General features: G+C 63.2%; 23 protein-coding genes. 14 read left to right on the top strand and 9 right to left on the bottom strand.

Going from position 1 to position 25,211, the window contains the following annotated elements; all coding sequences use genetic code 11:
• The first annotated feature begins 70 nt into the window (after positions 1–70).
• Both NKI05_RS12590 and NKI05_RS12585 read left to right on the top strand, forming a co-directional pair.
• The gene (locus tag NKI05_RS12590; RefSeq protein WP_023682450.1) at positions 71–256 is read left to right on the top strand and encodes a hypothetical protein; all 186 of its coding nucleotides are present in this window, start codon (positions 71–73) and stop codon (positions 254–256) included.
• Positions 257–258: 2 nt separating this feature from the next.
• Complete coding sequence (locus NKI05_RS12585; protein WP_081726098.1) at positions 259–459, top strand: hypothetical protein; 201 nt, start codon at positions 259–261, stop codon at positions 457–459.
• A gap of 601 nt (positions 460–1,060) precedes the next feature.
• On the opposite strand, the gene NKI05_RS12580 is transcribed toward NKI05_RS12585, so the two are convergent.
• Both NKI05_RS12580 and NKI05_RS12575 read right to left on the bottom strand, forming a co-directional pair.
• Positions 1,061–1,219: a hypothetical protein gene (locus NKI05_RS12580; protein WP_023672685.1), complete on the bottom strand. Its 159-nt coding sequence runs from the start codon at positions 1,217–1,219 to the stop codon at positions 1,061–1,063.
• A 185-nt stretch (positions 1,220–1,404) separates the two neighbouring features.
• A complete protein-coding gene (locus tag NKI05_RS12575) occupies positions 1,405–1,707 on the bottom strand; it encodes a DUF982 domain-containing protein (protein WP_023688551.1) in 303 nt (100 codons plus the stop codon).
• 189 nt (positions 1,708–1,896) lie between these two features.
• Here NKI05_RS12575 and NKI05_RS12570 point away from each other — a divergent pair, with 189 nt between their 5' ends.
• From NKI05_RS12570 to NKI05_RS12550, 5 genes are all read left to right on the top strand, one after another.
• The gene (locus tag NKI05_RS12570) at positions 1,897–2,958 is read left to right on the top strand and encodes a glycosyltransferase family 4 protein (protein WP_023738733.1); all 1,062 of its coding nucleotides are present in this window, start codon (positions 1,897–1,899) and stop codon (positions 2,956–2,958) included.
• Between the two features lie 43 nt (positions 2,959–3,001).
• On the top strand, positions 3,002–5,164 hold the full coding sequence (locus NKI05_RS12565) for an amylo-alpha-1,6-glucosidase (RefSeq protein WP_023688553.1): 2,163 nt from the start codon (positions 3,002–3,004) through the stop codon (positions 5,162–5,164).
• A 144-nt stretch (positions 5,165–5,308) separates the two neighbouring features.
• A complete protein-coding gene (locus NKI05_RS12560) occupies positions 5,309–7,090 on the top strand; it encodes an alpha,alpha-trehalose-phosphate synthase (UDP-forming) (RefSeq protein ID WP_352792404.1) in 1,782 nt (593 codons plus the stop codon).
• Complete coding sequence (gene otsB, locus NKI05_RS12555) at positions 7,087–7,875, top strand: trehalose-phosphatase (protein ID WP_352792403.1); 789 nt, start codon at positions 7,087–7,089, stop codon at positions 7,873–7,875. Before NKI05_RS12560 ends, otsB begins: the two co-directional genes overlap by 4 nt.
• A 200-nt stretch (positions 7,876–8,075) precedes the next feature.
• Positions 8,076–9,533, top strand: coding sequence for an NCS1 family nucleobase:cation symporter-1 (locus NKI05_RS12550; RefSeq protein ID WP_023693457.1), 1,458 nt, complete (start codon positions 8,076–8,078; stop codon positions 9,531–9,533).
• Between the two features lie 95 nt (positions 9,534–9,628).
• Here the strand turns inward: NKI05_RS12550 and NKI05_RS12545 are convergent, their stop codons facing one another.
• From NKI05_RS12545 to tpiA, 5 genes are all read right to left on the bottom strand, one after another.
• A complete protein-coding gene (locus NKI05_RS12545) occupies positions 9,629–10,165 on the bottom strand; it encodes a DUF1697 domain-containing protein (RefSeq protein WP_352792402.1) in 537 nt (178 codons plus the stop codon).
• Between the two features lie 24 nt (positions 10,166–10,189).
• Positions 10,190–11,827, bottom strand: a complete 1,638-nt coding sequence (gene pyrG / locus NKI05_RS12540; protein WP_352792401.1) for a CTP synthase — start codon at positions 11,825–11,827, stop codon at positions 10,190–10,192.
• Between the two features lie 154 nt (positions 11,828–11,981).
• Positions 11,982–13,100, bottom strand: a complete 1,119-nt coding sequence (locus NKI05_RS12535; RefSeq protein WP_023693456.1) for a L,D-transpeptidase — start codon at positions 13,098–13,100, stop codon at positions 11,982–11,984.
• 201 nt (positions 13,101–13,301) lie between these two features.
• Positions 13,302–13,790: a preprotein translocase subunit SecG gene (secG, locus tag NKI05_RS12530; RefSeq protein ID WP_023693455.1), complete on the bottom strand. Its 489-nt coding sequence runs from the start codon at positions 13,788–13,790 to the stop codon at positions 13,302–13,304.
• A gap of 196 nt (positions 13,791–13,986) precedes the next feature.
• Positions 13,987–14,757 carry a triose-phosphate isomerase gene (tpiA, locus tag NKI05_RS12525; RefSeq protein ID WP_023688559.1) on the bottom strand — a complete coding sequence of 257 codons (771 nt, stop codon included), beginning with the start codon at positions 14,755–14,757 and terminating at the stop codon, positions 13,987–13,989.
• A 147-nt stretch (positions 14,758–14,904) separates the two neighbouring features.
• On the opposite strand from tpiA, the gene NKI05_RS12520 reads away from it, so the two are divergent.
• The 5 genes from NKI05_RS12520 to NKI05_RS12500 are packed head-to-tail and all read left to right on the top strand — an operon-like array spanning position 14,905 to position 20,349.
• Complete coding sequence (locus tag NKI05_RS12520) at positions 14,905–16,800, top strand: peptidylprolyl isomerase (protein WP_023688560.1); 1,896 nt, start codon at positions 14,905–14,907, stop codon at positions 16,798–16,800.
• 31 nt (positions 16,801–16,831) lie between these two features.
• Complete coding sequence (trpD, locus tag NKI05_RS12515) at positions 16,832–17,842, top strand: anthranilate phosphoribosyltransferase (RefSeq protein WP_023696567.1); 1,011 nt, start codon at positions 16,832–16,834, stop codon at positions 17,840–17,842.
• Positions 17,843–17,845: 3 nt separating this feature from the next.
• On the top strand, positions 17,846–18,658 hold the full coding sequence (gene trpC, locus NKI05_RS12510) for an indole-3-glycerol phosphate synthase TrpC (protein ID WP_023684711.1): 813 nt from the start codon (positions 17,846–17,848) through the stop codon (positions 18,656–18,658).
• Positions 18,659–18,660: 2 nt separating this feature from the next.
• Positions 18,661–19,143 (top strand): cyclic pyranopterin monophosphate synthase MoaC, encoded by a 483-nt coding sequence (gene moaC, locus NKI05_RS12505; protein ID WP_023684710.1) that lies wholly within the window; start codon positions 18,661–18,663, stop codon positions 19,141–19,143.
• Positions 19,144–20,349 carry a molybdopterin molybdotransferase MoeA gene (locus tag NKI05_RS12500; protein WP_352792400.1) on the top strand — a complete coding sequence of 402 codons (1,206 nt, stop codon included), beginning with the start codon at positions 19,144–19,146 and terminating at the stop codon, positions 20,347–20,349.
• A gap of 45 nt (positions 20,350–20,394) precedes the next feature.
• On the opposite strand, the gene NKI05_RS12495 is transcribed toward NKI05_RS12500, so the two are convergent.
• A complete protein-coding gene (locus tag NKI05_RS12495) occupies positions 20,395–21,225 on the bottom strand; it encodes a hormone-sensitive lipase (RefSeq protein ID WP_023736581.1) in 831 nt (276 codons plus the stop codon).
• 166 nt (positions 21,226–21,391) lie between these two features.
• Here NKI05_RS12495 and NKI05_RS12490 point away from each other — a divergent pair, with 166 nt between their 5' ends.
• Positions 21,392–23,017, top strand: coding sequence for an AMP-binding protein (locus NKI05_RS12490; protein WP_352792399.1), 1,626 nt, complete (start codon positions 21,392–21,394; stop codon positions 23,015–23,017).
• Positions 23,014–23,850: a tryptophan 2,3-dioxygenase gene (gene kynA, locus NKI05_RS12485; RefSeq protein ID WP_031204220.1), complete on the top strand. Its 837-nt coding sequence runs from the start codon at positions 23,014–23,016 to the stop codon at positions 23,848–23,850. Before NKI05_RS12490 ends, kynA begins: the two co-directional genes overlap by 4 nt.
• A 105-nt stretch (positions 23,851–23,955) precedes the next feature.
• Here the strand turns inward: kynA and kynU are convergent, their stop codons facing one another.
• Entirely contained in the window at positions 23,956–25,203 is a 1,248-nt protein-coding gene (kynU, locus tag NKI05_RS12480; RefSeq protein ID WP_023754862.1) for a kynureninase, read from the bottom strand.
• Positions 25,204–25,211 lie beyond the last annotated feature (8 nt).

Here is a 25,211-nt window from a genome sequence, read left to right as displayed (position 1 = left end):
CTGACTAAGCAGACGGAACTTCCCCCCACGATCACGGTTTGGAGTCACGAGACCAACCAAGGAGATGCAGATGTCGAGCAAAATGCCGCCCGTGCCGCCTGAGAACCAGAGCCAGAAGGGTCGAGGAGAAGGGCGACAGATTAGCCACGATGATGCCCAGCACGGCACTCACGGAGCGCCGGATCCGGAGCGCCAAGGGCAGCAAGCCAACACCAAGGTCAACACCACTCATCAGGGCCGTCAGCAGGATCGGTGATCATGTCCACATCGAAGAAACACCCGAACACGATCCGGCAGGGCGGGCCAGGCGCATCGCACGAGAACGCCAGAAAACCCTTACAGATCAACAAGCCCCCGGCGGATGAAGACCGTCGATCCAAAAGCCGAGTTTCAGGGGGTGGCGGTGAAAAGGACAGTCATCATTCGCACAATCCAGCCAAGAAGGGTAGCAACAGTTGAACCCACGGCTTTGTGAATGATTGTGCTAAAGCGCGCCGCGTGTGCATGTCATTGTCTCACAACCGAGCCTTTTTTTGAGTGACATGCATTAGCCGGACCAGGGTGAGGATCAGCGAGTCGAGACGCCCGGAAAAACCGGAGGCCGTGGGCCCGCACCACTGGCGGAGCGATGCGGGCCCGGCCAAGGGTTACGGCCCTCGACCAGCAGCGAGGGGCTCGCTGCCGCATGCAGAACAAGCCCCGTAATTTCAGGTTCCGCTTATATACAAAAAAGCCGGCCACCTTTCGGCAGCCGGCCAGTTCCAACAGAACAAGGGAACGTGCACTGATGGGGCAGTGCAACGCCCGAAGTGTTTCGAGGCGACGATGTTCCACCGGAAATCCACAGATTCGCCGTTTCGATCTACATTGGCCGGATTGAAAGATCTTTGACGATCTCTCCCAAGTTCTCGCGGAGCCCGGTCCGACGTGTGGCGCCCTGTCTGCGCCTTGGCTCTCTATGCGGCCAGCAAGCTCATCCTTGAAGAATGCCCGCCGCGGCTGCCGCGCGCGTCAAACACCGGCGTGCAATTGGTCGAGCGCGCGGCAGACCGGGGACGCGTCAAGTCGAGCGTCGGTCGACGTAGGTGTAGACGCCGGCCCCAATGGCGACCGCGCCGACCGTGATCACGATCGATGGCGCGCCCATCAAACTGGCAAAGACCGCCCAGATGAGGGCGATGACGATAGCGCCGAGTGTTCCCAGGATCAGTCTCGGCATTGTCTACCCCTCCACGTTCGGGCCGCCTGTGGATGGTCGTCACCCACCGGTCATGCGAAACGCCGCATGAAAGCACAGTGTGGCCCATGAGGTGAAGGGCCGCGCCGGAATACTCCGGTGCGGAAAAGATGATGCCCGCGCCGCCAAAGCCCGGGTGTTCAATAGCCAAATGGCTGGACCGGCGCCTAGCGCCTCAGCGCGTGGACTTCCGCCATGCTTTCGCCGCCCATCGGCAGGGCCATGTCATCATCGAGCAGCCGGGTGATGCGGGCAAAGCCCGTAAACGCCTTCCTGGCTGCTTCGGCCGACATTCTGCCCGACAGGGCCGCGGAGCAGCAATTCACGGCGCACTGATACACAGGCCCACGCCGTCCCAATGGCCATTTCTGCAAAAAGACCATCGCTTCGGCAACGCTATCGACTTCCTCGACGGGGTGTCCCTGCCCGCGCGCAATGCGCACGGGCGTAAAGAAATGCAAGCGGTCCATTTTGTTCTCTCCCTGGTCGGCCGCAGCGCGAACCAACCCTACTAAATTCGCGGATGGCGCGTTTGTTCCGCTTATTGCAAAAAAATCTGCGCTGGTGGGCTTGGGTTGCCGACGCCCGCTTTTGTCCGGAACGTTAGGCCGGCTGATGCATTTCGCTCTCGTGATTGCCTTGAGGGACACGTTCAAACCATGCGCATAGCCCATGTCGCCCCTTTGCACGAATCGGTGCCACCCCTTCTCTATGGCGGCACCGAGCGCATCGTTTCCTATCTGACCGAAGGGCTGGTCGAACTCGGCCATGAGGTGACGCTGTTCGCCAGCGGCGACAGCCGGACGTCGGCCAGACTGATACCAGGTCGCGAACGCGCGCTACGCCTCGATCCGCGCCCGCTGAAATCGGACACGGCGGCGCATCTTGCGATGCTTGCCGATGTGAGGAACCGAGCCCACGACTTTGATATCATTCATTTTCACCTCAGCCATCTCCTGCATTTCTCGTTCTTCGAGACCATGCCGGACAAGACGGTGACGACGCCTCATGGCCGGCTCGATTATGTCGATCTGGCGCCAGCCTATGAGCGTTTTCCGCGCTTTCCGCTGATCTCGATCTCGCATAGCCAGAAGACCGGGCTTGCGAATGCCAATTGGCTGGCCACCATCCATCACGGGCTGCCGACGGGTCTCTATCAGCCGACCTTCGAGACGGCGGCAGGCGAACCATACCTCGCCTTTCTCGGCCGGCTTTCGCGCGACAAGCGGCCGGACCGGGCCATCGACATCGCCTTGCGCTCGGGCATGAAACTCAAGCTGGCGGCCAAGATCGGCGACGATGATCGCGCCTATTTCCATGAGACGATCGAGCCGTTGATCGATGGCGACCGCATCGACTATGTCGGCGAGATCGCCGAGAGTGAGAAGACTGAATTCCTCGGCAATGCCGCTGGTCTGCTGTTTCCGATAGACTGGCCCGAGCCGTTCGGCCTTGCCGCGATCGAGGCGATGGCGTGCGGTACGCCAACCATCGGCTGGAACTGCGGTGCGTTGCCGGAAGTCATCGACCATGGCGTTACCGGATTTGTCGTCGATTCTCTCGACGCCGCGGTCGCCGCGGTGCCGGCCTTGCTGCAACTCGACCGGCGAAAGGTGCGCGCCGTCTTCGAAAGTCGGTTCTCCGCCAACAGGATGGCGCGCGACTATCTCACTGCCTATGCGCGTCTCATCGGCGCCCCGGCTGAATCGAAAGCGTCGTGAACGACGGCGGACGTTCCGAGCCCGAAACAGAGATTTGTGACTGATGACCGAACTTGACGAGCGCAAGCTCGACCCTGCCGTGGCCCTTGCCTCCCTGGACGAAACCGCGCCGCGCGAGCCGCACCGGCTGTTTGCCCTAAAGCAAGGCGACTGTTTTGCCGTGGCCGATGCCTACGGCGATATCAGGGGTGCGGGCGACGGTTTCTTCCGTGACGACACCCGGGTGCTGTCGGAGTTCAGGCTCACCGTCGGCGGCCGGCAGACATCGCTGCTCGGCGCCTCCCTCAGCCAGGACAATGTGCTGTTCACCAGCAATATGACCAATTTGCCGATGCAAAGCGTCGGTGGCCGCGACATCCCGCAGGGCGCCATCCATATCGAGCGCGTCAGGCTGTTGTGGCAGGACCGGCTGTTCGAGCGCATCACCCTTTCCAACTACAGCCAGGAGCATTCGGCAATCCGCGTCTCGCTGCATTTTGCCGCCGATTTCCGGGACATGTTCGAGGTCCGCGGTTCGACCCGACCGAAGCGCGGAATGGCGCATGCAGCGGAGATCGAGCCTGCCTCGGTGCTGCTGCGCTATGACGGACTGGACGGGCTGGCGCGGGTGTCGGCGATCTCGTTCTCGCAGCCGCCAGACCAGTTGAGCGCCGAGCGCGCGGATTTCCTCATCGCAGTGACCAAGCGCAGCAGCAAGATGCTTTACGTCGAGGTCGGCGCGGAACTGACCGAAACGCCCGACCGCGACCGCTTCCGGGCGGCCGCGGCGCGCGCCCGTTTCGGCATGCGGGCCAAGCGCCGCCATGGCGCGACGGTGCACAGTTCGGGTCGCGTCTTCAACGATTGGGTCGAACGCGCCCGCGCGGATGTCGCCTTGCTGACCACCGAGTTGTCGACCGGCCCCTACCCCTATGCCGGCATCCCCTGGTTTTCGACGGCCTTCGGCCGTGACGGCGTCATCTCGGCGCTGCAGATGCTATGGCTCAACCCCGGCCTGGCGCGCGGCGTGCTTGCCTTCCTCGCCCAGCACCAGGCGACCGAGACATCGCCTTTCAGCGACTCGCAGCCCGGCAAGATCATGCACGAGACGCGCAAGGGCGAGATGGTGGCGCTGCAGGAACTGCCTTTCGGCCGCTACTATGGCGGCGTCGATACCACGCCGCTCTACATCCACCTCGCCTGCGCCTATGCCGAACGCACCGGCGACATGGACTTCATCGCCAGCCTGTGGCCGTCTCTCTGCGCCGCCGCCAAGTGGACGGAAGAGGCGAGCCGCGCAACCGGCTTCGTCACCTATCAGCGCGCTGCCGAATCCGGCCTTGCGAACCAGGGCTGGAAGGACAGCTTCGACTCCGTCTTCCACGCCGACGGGCGCATTCCCAAGGGGCCGATCGCGCTGGTCGAAGTGCAGGGTTATGTCTTCGCAGCCTTCAGGGGCCTTGCCGCTCTCGCCCGCCGCCGGGGCGAGTTCGCGCAGGCCGAGCACTGGGAAAATCGCGCCGAAGAGATGCGGATCGCCGTCGAGCGTGATTTCTGGCTGGACGATCTCGGCTTCTATGCGCTGGCGATCGACGGCGCCGGAGAGCCGTGCAAGGTGCGCACGTCGAATGCCGGACACCTGCTCTATGTCGGCCTGCCCGAACCGGCGCGGGCTAAGATGGTCGCCGACCAGTTGCTTTCGGCCTCCTTCCACTCCGGCTGGGGGGTGCGAACGCTTTCCGACGATGCTGTGCTGTTCAACCCGATGTCTTACCACAATGGTTCCATCTGGCCGCATGACACGGCGATGTGCGGCGCCGGCCTGGCGCGGTTCGGCGAGCGTGACAGCGTGGTGCGGCTGATGAGCGGCACGTTCGAATCCGCCGTGCACTTCAACATGCGGCTGCCGGAACTGTTCTGCGGTTTCACCCGCTCGCCGGGCGAAGCGCCGATCGCCTACCCCGTCGCCTGCCTGCCGCAAGCGTGGTCGGCAGGCTCGGCCTTCATGCTGATGCAGGCGTGCCTCGGTCTGGAAATCGACGGCTGGAACGGCGAAATCCACGTCACTCGACCCCGTTTGCCGATCGGCATCGATACGCTGACGCTCAGGCATCTGGGTGTCGGCGAAAAGAGGGTCGATCTTACCTTCCAGCGCGTCGGCGACCGCGTCGTCGCCTTTCTCGCCGACCGCCATGAAGGGCTGGTTCCGCTGATCGTGCGGACATGATCTGAACGGCCTTCAACGGGAACCGAACCCAGGGTTTGTGCGTTGCGAAAAACACAGGTTCTCACGGGCGATCGTCGGCTGCGAACACTCAAATCGAACCATGAAGAAAAAGGCCCTGACGGCCAAAATTGAGTTGGAATTGGAATGACTGATTATGGCATGGCCCTGCTCTGGGTCTTGATCCTTGCAAGCCTTGGCCTTTCGATTCTAGCCGTTCTGTTATCGATCTCCAGGCAACGTCGTAGCCATAGCTTGACGGTTGCACCGACTGCCGGCGAGGACGTCGCATCGGAAGCGACGCGCAAGGTCTTGCGGGAGTTCGAGAAGAATGGACAATCTCCCGACGCGGCGCTGGTGAACTGGTCGCCCGACACCTTGCGCAAGATACTTGCCGACGACCTGCCGGACGCGCAGGTCATCGTCGTCTCGAACCGAGAACCCTATATCCACAACATCAAGGACGACGGCGTCGAGCTTCTGGTGCCGGCCAGCGGTCTGGTGTCGGCGCTTGAGCCTATCACCCGCGCCTGCAGCGGCACCTGGATCGCCTATGGCGGCGGAACGGCGGATCGTCTGACGGTCGATAGCAACGATCGGGTTCAGGTGCCGCCGGACAATCCGTCCTATACGCTGCGCCGCGTGTGGCTGAGCGACGACGAATATCAGGGCTACTATCTCGGCTTTGCCAATGAAGGGCTTTGGCCGCTCTGCCATATCGCCTTCACCCGGCCGGTCTTCCGTGCCTCGGACTGGGAGGCCTATGAGGCCGTCAACCGCAAATTCGCCGATATGGTGGTTGCCGAGGCGCGCAATGAGCGGCCGATCGTGCTGGTTCAGGATTACCATTTCGCGCTCCTGCCGCGCATGATCCGCGAGCGCCTGCCGGAGGCGATCATCATCACCTTCTGGCACATCCCGTGGCCGAACTCCGAAGTGTTCAGCATCTGCCCATGGCGCGAACGCGTTCTTGATGGACTGCTCGGGAGCTCGATCATCGGCTTTCACACCCAGTTTCATGCCAATAATTTCACTGAAAGCGTAGACAGGTTCCTGGAAAGCCGGATCGAGCGCGCCGACGCCGCGATCTCGTATGGCGGGCGGACGACACTGGTGCACGCCTATCCCATCTCCATCGAATGGCCGGCCGAACTCCTGGCCAAACTGCCACCGGTCGAGGAAAGCCGCGCCCGCCTGCGTGAGCGGTTCGGCCTGTCGGCGGACGTCAAGCTGTGCGTCGGCGTCGAGCGCCTGGACTACACCAAGGGCATCCTCGACCGCTTCCATGCGCTGGACGAATTGTTTACGCGCCACCCCGAGTGGATCGGCAAGGTAGTGTTCCTGCAGATTGCTGCCCCAAGCCGCGGCACGCTGCCGGCCTACCAGCAACTGCACGATGAATGCATGCGCTATGCCAACGAACTCAACCAGCGCTACGGTCATGACGGGTACAAGCCCGTGGTCATGGTGGCTGAGCACCATTCGCAGCAACAGGTCTATGAGATCTATCGCGCCGCCGACATCTGCATGGTCACCAGCCTGCATGACGGCATGAACCTCGTAGCCAAGGAATTCGTCGCCGCGCGTGACGACGAACAGGGCGTGCTGTTGCTCAGCACGTTTGCCGGCGCGTCGCGCGAACTGCTGGAAGCACTGATCGTCAATCCTTACGACGCGGCGATGATGAGCCAGGTGTTGCTGCAGGCGCTGACCATGTCAACGGACGAACAACGCGAGCGCATGCGCCCGATGCGCGAAATAGTGCGCGACAACAATGTCTTTCGCTGGGCCGGCAGCATGCTTCTCGATGCCGCACGCCTGCGCAAACGCGGCGACCTCGAAAGAGCGACAAGTGTCGCCGAGCGGCCCGCAAACACCGACACCAACATCGTCTCACTGTTCGACCGCATGCGGAAGGTGGCGTCATGAATAGCCTGTCGAAAGCACCGGGCCTGCCAACCGCACCCGACCTGCCGGAAGGACAATGGGCGCTTTTCCTCGACATCGACGGCACGTTGCTGGAGCACGCCGCGCACCCCGACGCCGTGTCCGTGAGCGACGAACTGCGCAACCTCCTAGGCGCCGTCGACAAACGGCTGGACGGCGCCGTCGCCTTTATCACCGGCCGCTCGGTCGAGGGCGCCGACCGCCTGTTTTATCCGTTGAAGCTGCGTGTTGCCGGTCTCTATGGGCTGGAACACCGGCTGACGCCGGACGGCCCGGTCGTTACCGCGGATGCTCCCGCCGATATCGCTGCCCTTGCCGACGCCATCGAGGCCGAACTGGATGACGGCCTTGTTCATATCGAGCGCAAGGGTCCGATCCTCGCCATCCATACGCGTGCGGCGCCGCATCTGCTGGCCAGGGCAACGCATCTTGTAGAACAGGCATTGACCGAGCTTCCCAAGGGCTATCGGGTTATCCCGGGCAACGCCGGCGTCGAACTCATGCCGCTCGAAGCGGCCAAGGGCGCTGCCGTGCGGCGTTTCATGGCAATCCCGCCCTTTGCCGGACGGCGGCCGGTCTTTCTCGGCGACGACACCGCCGACGAAAACGGTTTCGAGGCGATTAACGAGGCCGGCGGCATCTCGATCCGGGTCAAGCCGCGTGGGCCGACAGTGGCCCAATACAGGCTCGATGATGTCACCTGCGCGATAGCTTGGCTTGCCGCCAATTTCGACGCATCACCGGCCCTCAACCGCAAAGCGTCCTGATCGCTGCCGCCTGCGGATCGAATCAAGATCGCCGCGTTTGCGCCGACCTTCGCCAAAAGCCGATCGATAAGCGCTGTTCTCATTGAATATCTTTAAGGCCAAAGCCGGCAAATGGATTGCTTGCCGGTTCCCCTGCGTCAGGCATAACCTGCGCAGTCGGCGCGTGAGGGCGCGTGCGGCATCAAGGGGAGGACATCGCAGTGACCATACAAGGCGCATCACCTGATCTATACAATGAGGATCTGGCTCCGGCCAAAGTCCGAAACTGGGGGCCGTTCTCGATCTTCAACGTCTGGACGTCGGACGTCCACAGCCTCTGGGGCTATTATCTCGCCGCAAGCCTGTTCCTGTTTTGCGGCGGCTTCGTCAATTTCATCATCGCCATCGGCATCGGTTCGCTGATCATCTACGCGCTGATGAACATGGTCGGCTATGCCGGCGTGAAGACCGGCGTGCCATACCCCGTGCTGGCGCGCGCCTCCTTCGGCATCTGGGGCGCCAACATTCCGGCCCTGGTGCGCGCCATCGTCGCCTGCTTCTGGTACGGCGCGCAGACGGCGGCGGCATCGGGCGCGATCGTGGCGTTGCTGATCCGCTCGCAATGGTTCGCCGATTTCAACGCCAACACGCATTTCCTCGGCCATACGGGTCTGGAAGTGATCTGTTTTGTGGTCATCTGGGCACTGCAATTGCTGATCATCCAGAACGGCATGGAAACGGTGCGCCGCTTCCAGGATTGGGCCGGCCCGGCGGTGTGGGTGATGATGTTGATCCTGGCGATCTATCTCTGTGTAAAATCCGGGAGATTTGCCTTTACCAGCGACATCCCGATGGATGTGCTGCTCGACAAGACAAAGGATGCCGGCGTACCCGGAACCCCTGGCTCCTGGACGTCGCTGTTTGCGGTGGCGGCGATCTGGGTCACCTATTTCTCGGCGCTCTATCTCAATTTCTGCGATTTCGCCCGCTATGCCCCAGACAAGGCATCGCTGCGCAAGGGCAACATCTGGGGCCTGCCGATCAATCTCATCCTGTTCTCGCTGGTCGCCGGCGTGACCACCATCGCTGCCTTCGACGTGTATGGCGAAGTGCTTCTGCATCCCGACCAGATCTCGGCGAAATTCGACAGCTGGTTCCTGGCAGCGCTTGCAGCCCTGACCTTTGCCGTGGCGACGCTCGGCATCAATGTGGTGGCAAACTTCGTCTCGCCGGCCTTCGACTTCTCCAACGTCTTTCCGCGGCAGATCGACTTCAAGAAGGGCGGCTATATCGCGGCCGTAATCGCGCTGGTGCTCTATCCCTTCGCGCCGTGGGAAGGCAGTGCCGCATCTTTCGTCAACGTCATCGGCGCGACGATGGGGCCGATCTTCGGGGTGATGATGGTCGACTACTATCTGATCCGGAAGGGCGAGGTCGACGTCGAGGCACTGTACCGCGAAGATGGCGAGTTCCGCTTCCAGGGCGGCTGGCACATCAACGCCTTCATAGCCGCCGGCATCGGCGCCATCTTCTCCTCGGTCCTGCCGAACTTCACCAATTTGCTGCCGGCATGGTGGGGCGTTTATGGCTGGTTTTTCGGCGTCGGCATTGCAGGGGTCATCTACTACGTCCTTCGCACCGCCGCCCTTGGCGCAGGGGCCAGGACGGCGAAGGCGTGAAATTGAGGGATAGGGAGTAGTCAGTAGTCAGTAGTCAGTAGGGAATAATACCCCTACTCCCTACTCCCTACTCCCTACTCCCTACTCCCTACTCCCTACTCCACCATCTCAGCCAACCTCCGCACCGTGTTCCAGTTGCGTGCGGTGCCAATGCCCATGCGCTTGTGGTTCATGGCAGCGAGCAGCCGCGAGCTTGGCCGCTGGCGCGAAAAGACGACCCAGATGTCGCCATCGACCGAAGCCACCTTCTCGTCCTCGGCGGCATAGGCCTGGAGCGCGGCCACACCATCCGCCGGCGCTGGCTTGCGCATCACCCGCACAGCCACCTGATCGCCTGCCTCGGCAGAGTCGGCCGGGAATGGGTTGCCGGCGGCAAGTTTCAGCCAATCCTCGGCAGTGCGCACGATGATGACGACGTTGCGGCCGAAGGTTTTTTCGAAGGCCGTTTCCAGCCGCTGTTCCAGCTTGGCGATGCCGGTCGCCCGTGTCTCGAAGACCAGATTGCCGGTCGCCACCAGGGTGCGCGGGTTCTTCAGCCCAAGCTGTTCAGCCATCGCCTTGAGGTCGGCCATGACGACCCGGCGGCCTTCGCCGAGGATAATGCTGTAGAGCAGCGCAACATAGGTCTGCATCAGCTGCGAAACCTCACCGTGGCCCTAGACCAGTCGCGACTGGTCCACCGCGGCCGAGATGAAGCTGGCGAACAGGGGATGCGGCTCAAGCGGCCGGCTCTTCAGCTCCGGATGGTACTGGACGCCGATGAACCAGGGATGGTCGGGGTATTCGACCGTTTCCGGCAGCACGCCGTCGGGCGACATGCCGGCAAACACCAGGCCGCAATCTTCCAGCCGCTCCTTGTAGTCGATATTGACCTCGTAGCGGTGGCGATGGCGCTCGGAAATCTGGGTGTCGCCATAGATGTCGGCGATCTTCGAACCCTTGGCGAGTTCAGCCTGATAGGCGCCAAGCCGCATGGTGCCGCCGAGATCGCCCGTTTCGCGGCGCTTCTCCAGCATGTTGCCTTTCAGCCATTCGGTCATCAGGCCGACGACCGGCTCGTCGGTCGGACCGAATTCGGTCGACGAGGCGTGTTCGACGCCGGCCAGCGAGCGCGCCGCCTCGATGCAGGCCATCTGCATGCCGAAGCAGATGCCGAAATACGGCACCTTGCGCTCGCGGGCGAATTTCGCCGCCAGGATCTTGCCTTCCGAGCCGCGCTCGCCGAAGCCGCCGGGCACCAGGATGCCGTGCACCTTTTCCAGCCACGGCGTGGGGTCTTCCTTCTCGAAAATCTCGCTCTCGATCCAGTCGAGCTTGACCTTGACGCGGTTGGCCATGCCGCCATGCGACAAAGCCTCGATCAGCGATTTGTAGGCATCCTTGAGGCCGGTGTATTTGCCGACAATGGCAATCGTCACCTCGCCTTCCGGATTGTGGATGTGGTTGGACACGGCCTGCCAGGGCTCCATGCGCGGCTTCGGCGCCGGATCGATACCGAAGGCGGCCAGCACTTCCGAATCGAGCCCTTCCTTGTGGTAAGCCATCGGCACGTCATAGATGTGGGGCACGTCGAGCGCCTGGATGACGGCACTTTCGCGCACATTGCAGAACAGCGACAGTTTTCTGCGCTCTTCCTTGGGGATGGCGCGGTCGGCGCGGACCAGCAGGATATCGGGCGCGATGCCGATGCCGCGCAGTTCCTTGACCGAATGCTGGGTCGGCTTGGTCTTCAACTCGCCGGCCGTCGGGATGTAAGGCATCAAGGTCAGGTGGACATAGACGGCGTTGTTGCGCGGCAGATCGTTGCCGAGCTGGCGGATAGCCTCGAGAAACGGCATCGCCTCGATATCGCCGACCGTACCGCCGATCTCGCACAGCACGAAATCATAGTCGTCATTGCCGTCGAGCACGAAATTCTTGATCTCGTCGGTGACATGCGGAATAACCTGCACGGTGGCGCCGAGATAGTCGCCGCGGCGTTCGCGCTCGATGATGTTCTTGTAGATGCGGCCGGTGGTGATGTTGTCCTGCTGGTTGGCCGAGCGGCCGGTGAAGCGCTCGTAATGGCCAAGATCGAGATCGGTCTCGGCGCCGTCATCGGTGACGAAAACCTCGCCATGCTGGTAAGGCGACATCGTTCCGGGATCGACATTGAGATAGGGATCGAGCTTTTTGATGCGTGCGCGATAGCCTCGCGCCTGCAAGAGAGCCCCAAGGGCCGCTGCAGCGATGCCTTTTCCAAGTGAGGAAACCACGCCGCCTGTGATGAATACATATCGCGCCATGGGAGTCATCGCTTAACGCGGCCGAATTGATTCCGCCAGAGAAAAAACCGCCGCTGAGGCTTTTTCCAGAGAAGGCGCGATAGTCCCGAGGTTCGAGACTGGTGTTTTGGTCAAAACAAAAGGGCCGGCAAAAGCCGGCCCTTTCGGCAGGTTTGTGAAAGCGTCAGATGATGACGACCTTGGTGCCGACCCTGACGCGGCTGTAGAGGTCCATGACGTGCTCGTTGATCATGCGGAAGCAGCCATTGGAGGCGCTGGTTCCGATCGACTGCGGCGCGATGGTGCCGTGGATGCGCAGATGCGTGTCCTTCTTGCCGTCGTAGAGATAGATGGCGCGGGCGCCGAGCGGGTTCTGGCCGCCGCCGGGCATGCCGTCCTTGTACTGGCCATAATGCTTGGGTTCGCGCTTCTGCATGTCGAGCGTCGGGATCCAGCGCGGCCATTCCTGCTTGTCGCCAACGGCAACCTTGCCCTTGAACTGCAGGCCTTCGCGGCCGACCGCGATCGCATAGCGGCGGGCGGTGAAAGCCGATTCGACGAGGTAGAGGCGGCGCGCGCTGGTATCGATGACGATCGTACCCGGCTCATAGCCGCTGAATTCGACGTCCTGCGGCACGAATTCCGGCTTCACCTTGAACTGCTTCTTGGCTTGCCGCTTGGCGAGAGCCTGGTCGAGCGCGCGCGTTTCGGGGAGATAGGCAATCGACGAGGCAGAGGACGTGCCGCCGAACAGGCCGGCGAACAGTCCGCCGCTCGTCGGCTTCTGGCCCGGGGCCTCGCTGCGCAATTCGCCATTGTTGCCGGTCAGCGCGATATTCATCGCTTCGGCCGGAAGCGGTTCAGCCGATTCGATCGGCTCGATCGGCGCGATCGGGTCAACCGGAGCGATGATCTTGGTGGTCTTCTTGCCTGGCTTGGCGTCGGCAACCACGACCGGCTTGCCCTTGCTTGCCAGGAACGCCTGGCGCTGGGCATCGGCCCTGGCTTTCGCCGCATCGCGCATCGCCAGCTTGCGGGCCTCGAGCGCCTTGACGCGGGCGAGATCCCTGTCGGCGGCGATCTTGTCTTCGAGCTTGCTGATCTGAGCCAGATCATCCGGGCTCGGGTTTTTCTTCTTCTTGAGAAGCTTCAGCTGCGTCGCATCGCTCTTGGCGGCGACGTTGATGACAGCGGTTTTGCCAACCGCCTGCGGTGAGGTCATTGCCGGAGTGCCGGCGAAGACCGCGGAGCTCATGCCGAATACGGCACAAAACCCCATGAAAATGAAGCTGCGAAGCTGCATGGCGAAGATCCGATCGTTCAATGCTTGTTGCCCACGGCGTCGCCCGGCGCCCCCCAAGGGCGCAGAAAGTGCCGCCGGCAATCTATAATCGAAGTGGCGTACGGGCCTCAAGCACGGGGTGCGGTCGAATCTTCGTGATCGTGTGCCATTTGCCGCGACTGTGTTGAAACAACAACAGATCGCGGCATCTGACGCTACCGACTACTGGTTCGGAACCTGCGGTGTCACCGGCAAGGTAACGCCATTGGTAGCCGGCGGCGTAGCCGAATCGGTTGCAGGTGGCGTCGCCGGAGATGGAGCCGTCGCCGGGGCCGTGGTGGCGGGCGGCGTGGTGGCGGCGCCGTTGGCCGCGGGCGCGGCCGGTGCGGTGTTGCCCGAAGGCGGCGTCGGCGCCGTCGTGCCGGGCAACTGATTGAGCACGCCGTTGCCGCTGTCGGCCGGCACGCGGTCGAGAATGTCGATCGGTTTTTCGCCATAGCGGGCAACGATCGAGAGTGTCAGCGACGTCACGAAGAAGGCCGCGGCCAGGATCGCCGTCGCCCGCGTCAGCGCATTGGCGGCGCCACGCGCGGTCATGAAACCGGAACCGCCGCCAATGCCGAGACCACCGCCTTCGGAGCGTTGCAGCAGCACCACGCCGACAAGGGCGAGCACGACCATGAGGTGGATGACGATCAGTACGGTTTCCATATTTTATCCTGGCAAGCCCTGCCGCTCCCTGGCGATCAGGGCCGGTGATTTGGAGGCGGCTCCATACAATGCTTTAACGGCATTTCCAAGCCCGTGGCCGGGATATGGGAAGCAATGCGCCCTTTGCAACGATTTCCGCCGAACTGCTGCGTTCATAAGTCTATGACCGAACTGGTCGGCAACGAAATTCCGGGGCCTACGAGATATTCTGGTATGCCTCGGCGATGGCGAGAAAGTCGGACGCCTTCAGGCTGGCGCCGCCAACCAGCGCGCCATCGACGTTTTTGACGCCCAGCAGTTCGACAGCGTTGGACGCCTTGACCGAGCCGCCATAGAGGATGCGCATCTTGCCGGCCACGGCTGCGCCGAGCGCTTCCGCCAGTTTTTGGCGGATATGCGCGTGCGCCTCCGCCACGTCTTCGGCGGTCGGCGTCAGGCCGGTGCCGATAGCCCATACCGGCTCGTAGGCGATAACGGTGTTGGCGGGCGTTGCGCTCGGTGGCACCGAGCCGGCGACCTGGCGCGATAACACGTCGAGTGCTGTGCCCGCTTCGCGCTCGGCCTTGGTCTCGCCGATGCAGATGATGGCGACGAGCCCTGCCCGCCACGCCGCCGAGGCCTTGGCGAGGACGATGGCATCGTCCTCGCTGCGCTGTTCGCGGCACTCGGAATGGCCGACAATGACGTGGCTGGCGCCCGCATCCTTCAGCATCTCGGCTGAGACGCAGCCGGTGAAGGCGCCGCTTTCCTTGATGTGGCAGTCCTCGCCACCGGCCCGCACCGGCGTGCGCGACAGGATTTCGACGGCGCGCGACAGCAAGGTCGCCGGCACGCAGACCAATGCTTCGGTCTCTGCGTCGAGCCCGCTCATGAAGCCGTTGCCGATCATCCTGAGCTCGTTCAGCGAAGCGCTGGTGCCGTTCATTTTCCAGTTGCCGGCAACGAGCGGTCGAATTCCTGGCGTCATGGGGATCTGGTTCTCCGGGCGACATTGGGGTCTCGCCCTCCCTATCAAAATCAGGCCACAAAGCAATCGACAGTGAGCCGGAAGGGCGCTATTGCGCTTGTTTCAGACTCGGGCGCACGCAAAACTGCGCAAAAATCGGAAGTAACAATGCTTGGTATATTGAGAAGCGCGGCAGGGACCTGGGTCGCGAAAGCCCTGCTGTCGCTGCTGGTGTTGAGTTTCCTTGCCTGGGGCGTCACCACGCGGATGACGGGCGGCTTCCTGGCTGGCCATCATGCGGTGATCACCGCCGGCAGCACCACCGTGTCGATCACCGAGTACCGCCTCGCCTACGATCGCCAGATCGCCATGCTGCAGCAGCAGATCGGCCAGCGCATCAGCCGCGACCAGGCCAAGGCCTATGGCATCGACAACCAGGTGCTGGCTCAGTTGGTGTCCGGCGCCGTCCTTGACGAACAGGCGCGCAAGCTCGGGCTTGGCTTCTCCAAGGACAGGCTGGCCGAACTGACGCGGCAGGAACCCGCCTTCCAAGGCCCGAATGGCCAGTTCGACCGCCGGCTGTTCGAATCCCGGCTGCGCGAACTGGGAATGCGGCCGGAGGATTATCTGAAGAACCGGGCTCAGGTGGCGGTGCGCCAGCAGATCGTCGAAGCGGTTTCGGACGGCCTCAAGGCTCCGGACACCTTCTTCAAGGCAGTTGCGCTCTATCGGGGCGAAGACCGCACCATCGACTATCTGATCTTGCCAAAGGCGTTGGTGGAGCCCATCGAGGCGCCATCCGACAGCGTGCTTCAGGCTTATTTCGAGGCCAACAAGAAAACCTACGCGGCGCCAGAATACCGCAAATTCTCCTATGTCCGGCTCGAGCCCGAAGACATCATGGATGTCAGCGCCGTAACGGACCAGCAGGTCAGCGACGACTACAACAAGAACAAGGGCCGCTACACCACGCCGGAAATGCGCACCATCGAACAGCTGGTGTTCCCTTCCGCGGACGCCGCCAAGGCGGCATCCGATTCGCTGAAGACGGGCGCCACTTTCGACAAGATCGTCACCGCGCAGGGCAAGACCCCGGCCGACACGCTGCTCGGCACGCTCTCCAAGGATAAGATCACCGACAAGGCGGTCGCCGATGCCGCATTCGCGCTTGCCGTCAACGAAGTCAGCCCGGTCGTCCAGGGCGCGTTCGGTCCGGTGCTTTTGCGCGTCACCGAGATCAAACCGGAAACGGTGAAGCCGCTGGCGGAAGTGTCAGACCAGATCCGAAAGGATCTGGCGCTCGGCGAAGCAAGCCGCATCCTGCTCGACGTGCACGACAACTACGAAGACACCCGCGCCGCCGGCAGCACGCTGGCCGAAGCCGCCGCCAAACTCAAGCTCAAGGACGTTACCGTCGAGGCCATAGACCGCACCGGCCTCAAGCCGGACGGCACCATCATCAAGGACCTGCCGGCATCGCCGGACCTCATCAAGGCGGTGTTCGAGGCCGAGCCCAACACCGAGAATCAAGCCCTGACCACGCCTAACAACGGCTTCGTGTTCTATGAACTGACATCGATCACGCCGGCTCGCGACCGCACGCTGGACGAAGTCCGCCAGCGCGTGGTGGCGGACTGGACGACAGAGGAAACGACCAAGCGGCTGACCGCGAAAGCAGACGAACTCGACAAGCGCCTCAAGGCTGGCACCACACTCGACGTCATCGCCGGCGAACTGAAGCTTGAAAAGCAGACCAAGCGCGGCGTGAAGCGCGAGGCCGACGATGTCGATTTCGGCAAGGAGGGTGCTGCTGCGATGTTCGGGGTCGGCGAAGGCGGCACCGGGCTGATCCCCTCGCCCACCGGCGACGGCCAGATCCTGTTCAAGGTCGCCGAAGTGTTCGAGCCGGCCGGAGCCGACGCCAGCTCGGTACCCGACGATGCGCAAAAATCCTTCACGCAAGGCATGTCCGACGATCTGCTCGACCAGCTGGTGGCGCAGTTGCAGACGCAGTACGCCGTCAGCGTCGACCAGGCCGCCGTTTCCCAAGCCCTCGCCCAATGAATGGCCTTAGCCCAATGAACGTCTTGGCCCAATGAGCGCCCTGAAGACCCATATCGCCAAGGTCGCCACGGGAACCGGGCTTACCTTCGAGGAAGCGCGCGAAGCTTTCGACATCATCATGTCTGGCGACGCGACGCCGGGCCAGATCGGCGGCTTCCTGATGGCGTTGCGCGTGCGCGGGGAGACCGTGAGCGAGATTTCCGGCGCCGTCGCCACCATGCGTGCCAAGATGCTGCGCGTCGAAGCTCCTGAGGGCGCCATCGACATTGTCGGCACGGGCGGCGACAATTCGCATTCAGTCAACATCTCGACCGCTTCGGCCTTCGTCATTGCCGGCTGCGGCGTGCCGGTCGCCAAGCACGGCAATCGCGGCCTGTCGTCGCTGACGGGCGCTGCCGATGTGCTGGTCGCGCTCGGCGTCAAGATCGATATCCTGCCAGAGGTGATCGGCCGCTGCATCCAGGAGGCCGGCGTCGGCTTCATGTTCGCGCCGGCGCACCACCCTGCGATGAAGCATGTCGGCCCGACCCGCGTCGAGCTCGGCACGCGTACCATCTTCAACCTGCTCGGACCGCTGTCCAATCCGGCTGGCGTCAGCAGGCAGATGGTCGGCGTGTTCCTGCCGGAATGGATCGTGCCGGTGGCCGAGACATTGAAGGCGCTGGGCACCGAGCATGCCTGGGTCGTCCATGGTGACGGCTATGACGAAATCACCACCACCGGCGAAACGCAGGTGGCGGAACTGGCCGGCGGCGAGATCCGCCATTTCACGCTAACGCCGGAAGCGGTCGGCCTGCAGCGCCACAGCAAGGACGAGCTGCGCGGCGGCGATGCCGCCTACAACGCCAAGGCGTTGCGCGACATGCTGGGCGGTTCTGCCGGCGCCTATCGCGATACGGTGCTGATGAATGCCGGCGCCGGCATGGTGGTAGCCGGCAAGGCGACGACGCTTGCCGACGGCATGGCCGCGGCCACACAGGCCATCGACAGCGGCCGGGCGCTGGGCGTGCTCGACAGGCTGGTCGAGATTTCGAACGGATGAGCCGTGGCTGACATTCTGCGCAAGATCGAGGCCTACAAGCGCGACGAGATCGCGGCGGCGAAGGCGCGGATACCGTTGGCCGAGATCAAGGCGCGAGCCAAGGATGCCGACGCACCGCGTGGCTTTCGGAGGGCGCTTGAGGCGAAGCGCAGATCGGGCAGCTTCGGCCTGATCGCCGAGATCAAAAAGGCAAGCCCATCCAAAGGCTTGATCCGTGCCGATTTCGACCCGCCCGCACTGGCGCAGGCCTATGAGAAAGGCGGTGCCGCCTGTCTTTCGGTGCTGACCGATGCGCCATCCTTCCAGGGCGCGCCGGAATTTCTCACCAATGCACGGAAGGCAGTGTCCCTGCCCGCGCTGCGCAAGGATTTCCTGTTCGACCCTTACCAGGTCTACGAGGCTCGCGCATGGGGCGCCGATGCCATCCTGATCATCATGGCCAGCGTCGATGATGCCTTGGCGAGCGAATTGGAAGCGACCGCGTTCGAACTCGGCATGGACGCGCTGATCGAGGTGCATGACGAGGCCGAGACGCAGCGCGCGGTAAAACTCTCGTCGCAGCTGATCGGCATCAACAACCGCAATCTCAGAACATTCGAGACCAGCCTCGAGACCTCGGAACGGCTGGCATCGATGGTGCCGGGCGGCCGATTGCTGGTTAGCGAGAGCGGAATTTTCACCCACGACGATTGCTTCAGGATGCAAAAGACCGGCATCAGCACCTTCCTCGTCGGCGAGAGCCTGATGCGGCAAGAGGATGTCGCTGCGGCAACGCGGCTGCTTTTGACAGGCAAGGCGAAGGCAGAGGCCATCTGAGGATGGCAGCCGCCCTCACCCATCTCGGCGCCAAGGGCGAGGCCAACATGGTCGATGTCGGCGAGAAGGCGGAGACGACGCGCACGGCGGTCGCCGAGGGCTTTGTCTCGATGCGGGCCGAAACCCTGAAGATGATCCTCGACGGCGACGCCAAGAAGGGCGATGTGCTGGGTACCGCGCGCATTGCCGGCATCATGGCTGCCAAGAAAACGCATGAGCTGATCCCACTCTGCCATCCGCTGCTTTTGACCAAGGTGTCGGTCGACATCGAACCGGACACCACGCTGCCCGGCCTCAGGGTCACCGCGCTCGCCCGCGTCACCGGCAAGACCGGGGTCGAGATGGAGGCGCTGACCGCGGCATCTGTCGCATGCCTGACCATTTACGACATGGCCAAGGCGGTCGACCGCGCCATGGTGATTTCCGGTATAAAGCTGGTGGAAAAGACCGGCGGCAAGTCCGGCGACTACAAGGCGGGTTCGTAAATGGCGCTGGTTCCAGTCGCCGAGGCGCTTCAACGCCTACTCGACGGCGCTGTGGCGTTGCCCGGTGAAAGCGTCGCGCTGGCGGATGCGGCCGGCCGGGTGCTGGCGGAGCCGGTCGTGGCGCTGCGTACCCAGCCGCCTTTCAATGCATCTGCCATGGACGGCTATGCCGCACGGGCGCAGGATGTGGCGACCCTCCCGGCGAGGCTTTCGGTGATCGGCACGGCGCCTGCAGGGCGCGGCTTTGACGGCGCTGTCGGCAAGGCGGAAGCCGTGCGCATCTTCACCGGCGCGCCGCTGCCTGAAGGCGCAGACACCATCGTCATCCAGGAAAATGTTCGCGATCTCGGCGGTGGCCGGATCGAGGTCACCGAACCGACGGCGAAGAACCGCAACATCCGCCGCCTTGGACTGGATTTTGCCCAAGGCGACGTGCTGCTGGAGAAAGGCCGCGTGCTCGATCCGGCTGCATTGTCGCTGGCGGCGTCGGCCAATCATCCCCGGTTGAACGTGGTGCAACGGCCGCTGGTCGCCATCATCGCCACCGGCGACGAATTGCTGCCACCGGGCAGCGAACCTGGCCCCGACCAGATCATCTCGTCCAACGCCTATGGCGTCGCTGCTGTGGCGCAGTCGGTCGGCGCCCGCGCCCTCGATCTCGGTATAGCGGCCGATCGCAAGGAAGCGATCGCGGCGCTGGTGACAAAGGCGGTCGATGCGAAAGCCGACGTCATCGTCACGCTCGGCGGCGCCTCGGTCGGCGACCATGATCTCGTTCATGACGTGCTGACCGGCGAAGGCATGAACCTCGACTTCTGGAAGCTCGCCATGCGCCCGGGCAAGCCGCTGATGTTCGGGCGGCTGGGCGATATCAGGTGCATCGGCCTGCCCGGCAATCCGGTGGCGAGCCTGGTCTGCTCGCAATTGTTCCTGAAGCCGCTGTTGGCGCAGCTCGGCGGCCGTCCCCACCGGCAGGACATCCGCCAGGCTCAGCTTGGCGCCGCGATGCCGGCCAATGATCTAAGGCAAGACTATGTGCGCGCCGTGGTCCGGGAAGAAGCCGGCGCATTGGTGGCGACACCATTCGGCATCCAGGATTCCTCGATGCTGAGAATGCTGGCCGACGCCAACGGCCTGATCGTGCGCGAGCCCTTCGCTCCGGCGGCAGAAGCAGGCGCCGCTTGCAGCGTTCTGATGTTGCGCTGAAGGTCGCGGATCCAAACCGTTAATTCCAAGAGACAAGACTGGTTGTTACTCCGCCAGCAATGTCCGCGTCAGCGGATGTGTCGGATCGGCAAGCCCGTCGACGATGCTGAAATGATGCCGGTCCGGCTCGACCACTGTGCTGGTCGTGGCGCCGAGGCCGATCCAGATGTTGGCAAGCAGCGCATTCTGGCGCAGGAACTCCGCCCGCTCACCGCCGCCGGCCCAGCAGGTGATGCGTGCGCCATCCATCGGGCGCAGCAGCGCCGGGCTTTCGGCCAGTGCTTCCGCTTCATCGATGGCCAGTGTCCCATTCATCCCGGTGCGCATGATTGGCCGCAGGTCATGGACGCCGGAGATCGAGACGACATTGCGCACGCGGCCCGCCACATCGGCGGCCAGGGGTGTCGTTGTCGTCACCATCCTGGAGGCGAGATGGCCGCCGGCGGAATGCCCGGTCAGCATCACCGGCCCGCCGACCATCGTCGCCGCCTTGCCGATCGCCGCCGCGATTTCCCTGACGATGCCGGAAATGCGTATGTCGGGACAAAGCGTGTAAGTCGGCATTGCCACGGCAAAGCCATTGGCAACCGCGCCGTTGGCCAGATGCGACCATGGCTTGTTGTCGAACGCCTTCCAGTAACCGCCATGGATGAAGACGACGAGCCCTTTGGGCATGACATCGGGAAGGAACAGATCGAGCCTGTTGCGCGGGCTGTCGCCATAGGCGATGTCGAGCTTGGCCCGACCGGACGCCGACATTGTGTCGCGAAAAGCCTGTGCCGGTGTGTCCCACGCGGCCGGCCAGCGATTGCTGCCGGCAATGTTGTCGCCGTTGGCGTAGGCATTGTCCCAATCGGCAACACGATGTTGGAGCATCTGCATCCCTCCCGGATGGCTTCAGTTCAGTCGACAGGAATGGCCGCCGAACAGGGCGGCGTCAATCCTGCGACCTAAAAACATTTTAGGCTTGAAACAAATTTCGACTGGTGCGATCCTGCGCCTTGTTCAGCCATGGGCGCGAGGCAGACAGGGGCAGCCGAAAATGCTTGGGCCATCAGCGCATATCGACACATTCACGCGCGACAACCTGCCGCCGCCGGAGCAATGGCCGGAGTTTTTGCTCGACGGCTTCGACTATCCCGACCACATAAATGCCGGCGTCGAATTGACCGACAGGCTGGTCGAAAAAGGGTTCGGCGACCACACCGCGCTGATCGGCAATGGCCGCCGCCGCACCTACAAGGAACTGTCCGACTGGACCAACAGGCTCGCCCATGCCCTGGTCGAGAATTATGGCGTCAAGCCGGGCAACCGGGTGCTGATCCGCTCGGCCAACAACCCGGCCATGGTCGCCTGTTGGCTGGCCGCCACCAAGGTTGGCGCGGTGGTCGTCAACACCATGCCGATGCTGCGCGCCGGCGAACTCGCCAAGATCGTCGACAAGGCGGAAATCACGGTTGCGCTTTGCGATACAAGGCTGATGGACGAGATGACCGCCTGCGCCAAGGGCAGTGCGTATCTCAAGCAGGTCATTGGCTTCGACGGCACGGCCAACCATGACGCGGAACTCGACCGCGCCGCCCTCGACAAGCCGGTCACCTTCACTGCCGTCAACACCGGCCGCGACGATGTCGCCCTGCTCGGCTTCACCTCCGGCACCACCGGCGTGCCGAAGGCGACGATGCATTTCCACCGCGACCTGCTGATCGTCGCCGACGCCTATGCCCGCGAAATCCTGGAGGTGACGCCCGACGACATCTTCGTCGGCTCCCCGCCCCTTGCCTTTACCTTCGGTCTTGGCGGGCTCGCCATCTTCCCGCTGCGTTTCGGCGCCGCGGCGACGTTGCTGGAACAGGCGACGCCACCCAACATGATCCACATCATCGAGACCTACAAAGCGACCATTTCCTTCACCGCTCCAACCGCCTATCGGGCCATGCTCAAGGCCATGGATCAAGGCGCTGACCTGTCCTCGCTGCGCGTCGCGGTTTCGGCGGGCGAGACGCTGCCGGCGCCTGTCTTCGAGGAATGGACTGAGAAGACCGGCAAGCCGATCCTCGATGGGATCGGCGCCACCGAGATGCTGCATATCTTCATCTCCAACCGCTTCGACGACATGAAGCCGGCCTCCACCGGCAAACCAGTCGGCGGCTATCTGGCACGCATCGTCGATGACGAGATGCGGGAGTTGCCGCGCGGCTCTGCTGGCCGGCTGGCGGTGCGCGGCCCGACCGGCTGCCGCTACATGGCCGATGCCAGGCAAAAGGACTATGTCCGCGACGGCTGGAATCTCACCGGCGATACGTTCACGCAGGACGAGGATGGCTTCTTCCACTTCGCCGCGCGTTCCGACGACATGATCGTCAGCGCCGGCTACAACATCGCCGGCCCCGAGGTCGAAGCGGCGCTGCTCTCGCATCCCGACGTCGCCGAATGCGCGGTGACCGGCGCCGAGGACGGTGAACGCGGCCAGATCGTCGAGGCGCATATCGTGCTTGTGCAAGGTGTTTCGCCGGACGCATTGACCGTCAAACGCCTGCAGGACCACGTCAAGGCAACGATCGCGCCCTACAAATATCCGCGTTCGGTGAAGTTCATCGACGCCTTGCCCAAAACCCAGACCGGCAAGATCCAGCGCTTCCGGTTGCGCGCGGAGAAGATCAATTGATTAAGCCGCACGATCCGGCGTCCGATGGCGCGCAGATGTCGTTCAAGGAGCGGATGTCCTACAGCGACTATCTGCAGCTGGACAAGGTGCTCGATACGCAGGCGCCGCTGTCTTCTGCCCATGACGAGATGCTGTTCATCATCCAGCATCAGACATCCGAATTGTGGATGAAACTGGCCCTCCACGAGATCGGCGCCGCGATCCTCTCGATCCGCGCCGACCGCCTCGAACCGAGCTTCAAGATGCTGTCGCGTGTCGCGCGCATCTTCGAGCAGCTCAACAATGCCTGGGACGTGCTGCGCACGATGACGCCCAGCGAATACACCGAGTTTCGCGACGCGCTCGGCCAATCCTCGGGCTTCCAGTCCTGGCAGTACCGCGCCATCGAGTTCATGGCCGGCAACCGCAACCTAGCCATGCTCGGGCCGCACAAGCACCGGCGCGACCTTACGGACAGGCTGGAAGCGATCCTGGCCACGCCGTCGCTCTACGACGAGGCGCTTCTGCTTTTGGCGCGCAATGGCTTCGACATCGGCGCCGATGCCGGGCGCACGGACTGGCGCGAGACGCGCGGTGAGAACGAAGACGTGCTGGCTGCCTGGCAAACCGTCTACCGCGACCCGCAGCGCTACTGGATGCTCTACGAACTGGCCGAGAAGCTGGTCGACTTCGAGGATTACTTCCGCCGCTGGCGCTTCAACCACGTCACAACGGTCGAGCGCATCATCGGCTTGAAGCGCGGCACCGGCGGCACCTCAGGCGCCTCCTATCTGAAGAAGATGCTGGAGGTCGTGCTGTTTCCGGAGCTCTGGACGGTCCGCACCCGGCTCTAGAGCATTTCACCGTTTAACGGAAACGGCGAAATGCTCTAGCTCTTTGATTGACGCAATTTCGGACGGAAAACCGCTTCACACTTTTCCTGAAATTGCTCTGGTTTCTCACGTAACCGCGGTCTTCACCGCGAAGCGGGCGTCCTGCCAGGCGCCGGTGCGCAGAATATCCTCCAGGACTTCGACCGCCTGCCAGACATCGCCATATCCGACATAGAGCGGCGTGAAGCCGAAACGGATGGTCGACGGCGCCCGGAAATCGCCGATCACGCCGCGCTCGATCAGCGCCCGCATCACCTGATAGCCATGCGGGTGGAGGAACGACACCTGGCTGCCGCGCTGGCTGCCGTCGCGAGGACTTTCCAGTTCAAGCCGGTAGGCGCCGCATCTGGCTTCGACGAGCTGGATAAACAGGTTGGTCAGCGCGATGCTTTTTCTGCGCACCGCCGCCATGTCGACGTCGTTCCAGATATCGAGCGCGCCCTTGAGCGCCCGCATCGACAGCACCGGCTGCGTTCCGCACAGGAAGCGGCGGATGCCGCTGCCGACGGCAAAGCCCTGCTCGAAGGCAAAGGGCCGCGCATGGCCCCACCAGCCGCTGAGCGGCTGGCTGATATCACCATGGTGGCGCTCGGCCGCGTAGATGAAGGCCGGCGAGCCCGGGCCGCCATTGAGGTATTTGTAGGTGCAGCCGACGGCGAAATCGGCATTGGCACGGTCAAGTTCGACCGGCAAGGCGCCGGCCGTGTGGCAGAGATCCCAGATGATCAGCGCGCCGGCGTCATGTGCCTTGCGCGTCAGCGCCGCCATGTCGCGCAACTGGCCGGATTTGTAGTTGACGTGGTTGACCAGGATGACGGCAACGCTGTCGTCGATCAGCTCCTCGATTGCGGCCGCGTCGACGCCCTCCAGCCGCAGCCGCGTTCCCGGCCGGGTCGAGGCGACGCCTTCGGCCATGTAGAGGTCGGTCGGGAAACTGTCGCCCTCGGCAACGATGACCGACCGATCCGGCCGCATGCCGAGCGCTGCGTGCAGCAGCTTGTAGATGTTGATCGAGGTTGTGTCGCAGACCACCGTCTGCCCATCAGCCGCGCCGATCAGTCGCCCGAGCTGATCTCCGAGTTCCACCGGCATGTTGAACCAGCCGGCGGTGTTCCAGGCGCGAATGAGGTCGTGCGCCCATTCCTGCGTGGCGGCCTGCTGCAGTTCGCTGAAGACGACCGCTGACGCGGCGCCCAGGGAATTGCCGTCGAGATAAATCACGCCTTGCGGCAAGACAAAGCGTTCACGCATGGAGCGCAGCGGATCGGCGGCATCCATTGCTTCGATTGTAGCGAGATCGGGTGTCGTGCTCATGATCCGGC

This window comes from Mesorhizobium sp. M0771 (assembly GCF_040320155.1).
GTDB lineage: Bacteria > Pseudomonadota > Alphaproteobacteria > Rhizobiales > Rhizobiaceae > Mesorhizobium.
This window is presented reverse-complemented; position numbering and strand designations above follow the sequence as displayed.

Bases quoted from the DNA above. Each gene is read 5' to 3' on its own strand.
- NKI05_RS12565 (WP_023688553.1), top strand. From the start codon at position 3,002: ATGACCGAACTTGACGAGCGCAAGCTCGACCCTGCCGTGGCCCTTGCC.
- kynU (WP_023754862.1), bottom strand. From the start codon at position 25,203: ATGAGCACGACACCCGATCTCGCTACAATCGAAGCAATGGATGCCGCC.
- pyrG (WP_352792401.1), bottom strand. From the start codon at position 11,827: ATGACTCCCATGGCGCGATATGTATTCATCACAGGCGGCGTGGTTTCC.
- NKI05_RS12580 (WP_023672685.1), bottom strand. From the start codon at position 1,219: ATGCCGAGACTGATCCTGGGAACACTCGGCGCTATCGTCATCGCCCTC.
- NKI05_RS12570 (WP_023738733.1), top strand. From the start codon at position 1,897: ATGCGCATAGCCCATGTCGCCCCTTTGCACGAATCGGTGCCACCCCTT.
- NKI05_RS12560 (WP_352792404.1), top strand. From the start codon at position 5,309: ATGACTGATTATGGCATGGCCCTGCTCTGGGTCTTGATCCTTGCAAGC.
- NKI05_RS12545 (WP_352792402.1), bottom strand. From the start codon at position 10,165: ATGCAGACCTATGTTGCGCTGCTCTACAGCATTATCCTCGGCGAAGGC.
- NKI05_RS12535 (WP_023693456.1), bottom strand. From the start codon at position 13,100: ATGCAGCTTCGCAGCTTCATTTTCATGGGGTTTTGTGCCGTATTCGGC.
- trpD (WP_023696567.1), top strand. From the start codon at position 16,832: ATGAGCGCCCTGAAGACCCATATCGCCAAGGTCGCCACGGGAACCGGG.
- NKI05_RS12500 (WP_352792400.1), top strand. From the start codon at position 19,144: ATGGCGCTGGTTCCAGTCGCCGAGGCGCTTCAACGCCTACTCGACGGC.
- NKI05_RS12520 (WP_023688560.1), top strand. From the start codon at position 14,905: ATGCTTGGTATATTGAGAAGCGCGGCAGGGACCTGGGTCGCGAAAGCC.
- NKI05_RS12575 (WP_023688551.1), bottom strand. From the start codon at position 1,707: ATGGACCGCTTGCATTTCTTTACGCCCGTGCGCATTGCGCGCGGGCAG.
- NKI05_RS12490 (WP_352792399.1), top strand. From the start codon at position 21,392: ATGCTTGGGCCATCAGCGCATATCGACACATTCACGCGCGACAACCTG.
- NKI05_RS12590 (WP_023682450.1), top strand. From the start codon at position 71: ATGTCGAGCAAAATGCCGCCCGTGCCGCCTGAGAACCAGAGCCAGAAG.
- tpiA (WP_023688559.1), bottom strand. From the start codon at position 14,757: ATGACGCCAGGAATTCGACCGCTCGTTGCCGGCAACTGGAAAATGAAC.
- secG (WP_023693455.1), bottom strand. From the start codon at position 13,790: ATGGAAACCGTACTGATCGTCATCCACCTCATGGTCGTGCTCGCCCTT.
- otsB (WP_352792403.1), top strand. From the start codon at position 7,087: ATGAATAGCCTGTCGAAAGCACCGGGCCTGCCAACCGCACCCGACCTG.
- NKI05_RS12585 (WP_081726098.1), top strand. From the start codon at position 259: ATGTCCACATCGAAGAAACACCCGAACACGATCCGGCAGGGCGGGCCA.
- moaC (WP_023684710.1), top strand. From the start codon at position 18,661: ATGGCAGCCGCCCTCACCCATCTCGGCGCCAAGGGCGAGGCCAACATG.
- NKI05_RS12495 (WP_023736581.1), bottom strand. From the start codon at position 21,225: ATGCTCCAACATCGTGTTGCCGATTGGGACAATGCCTACGCCAACGGC.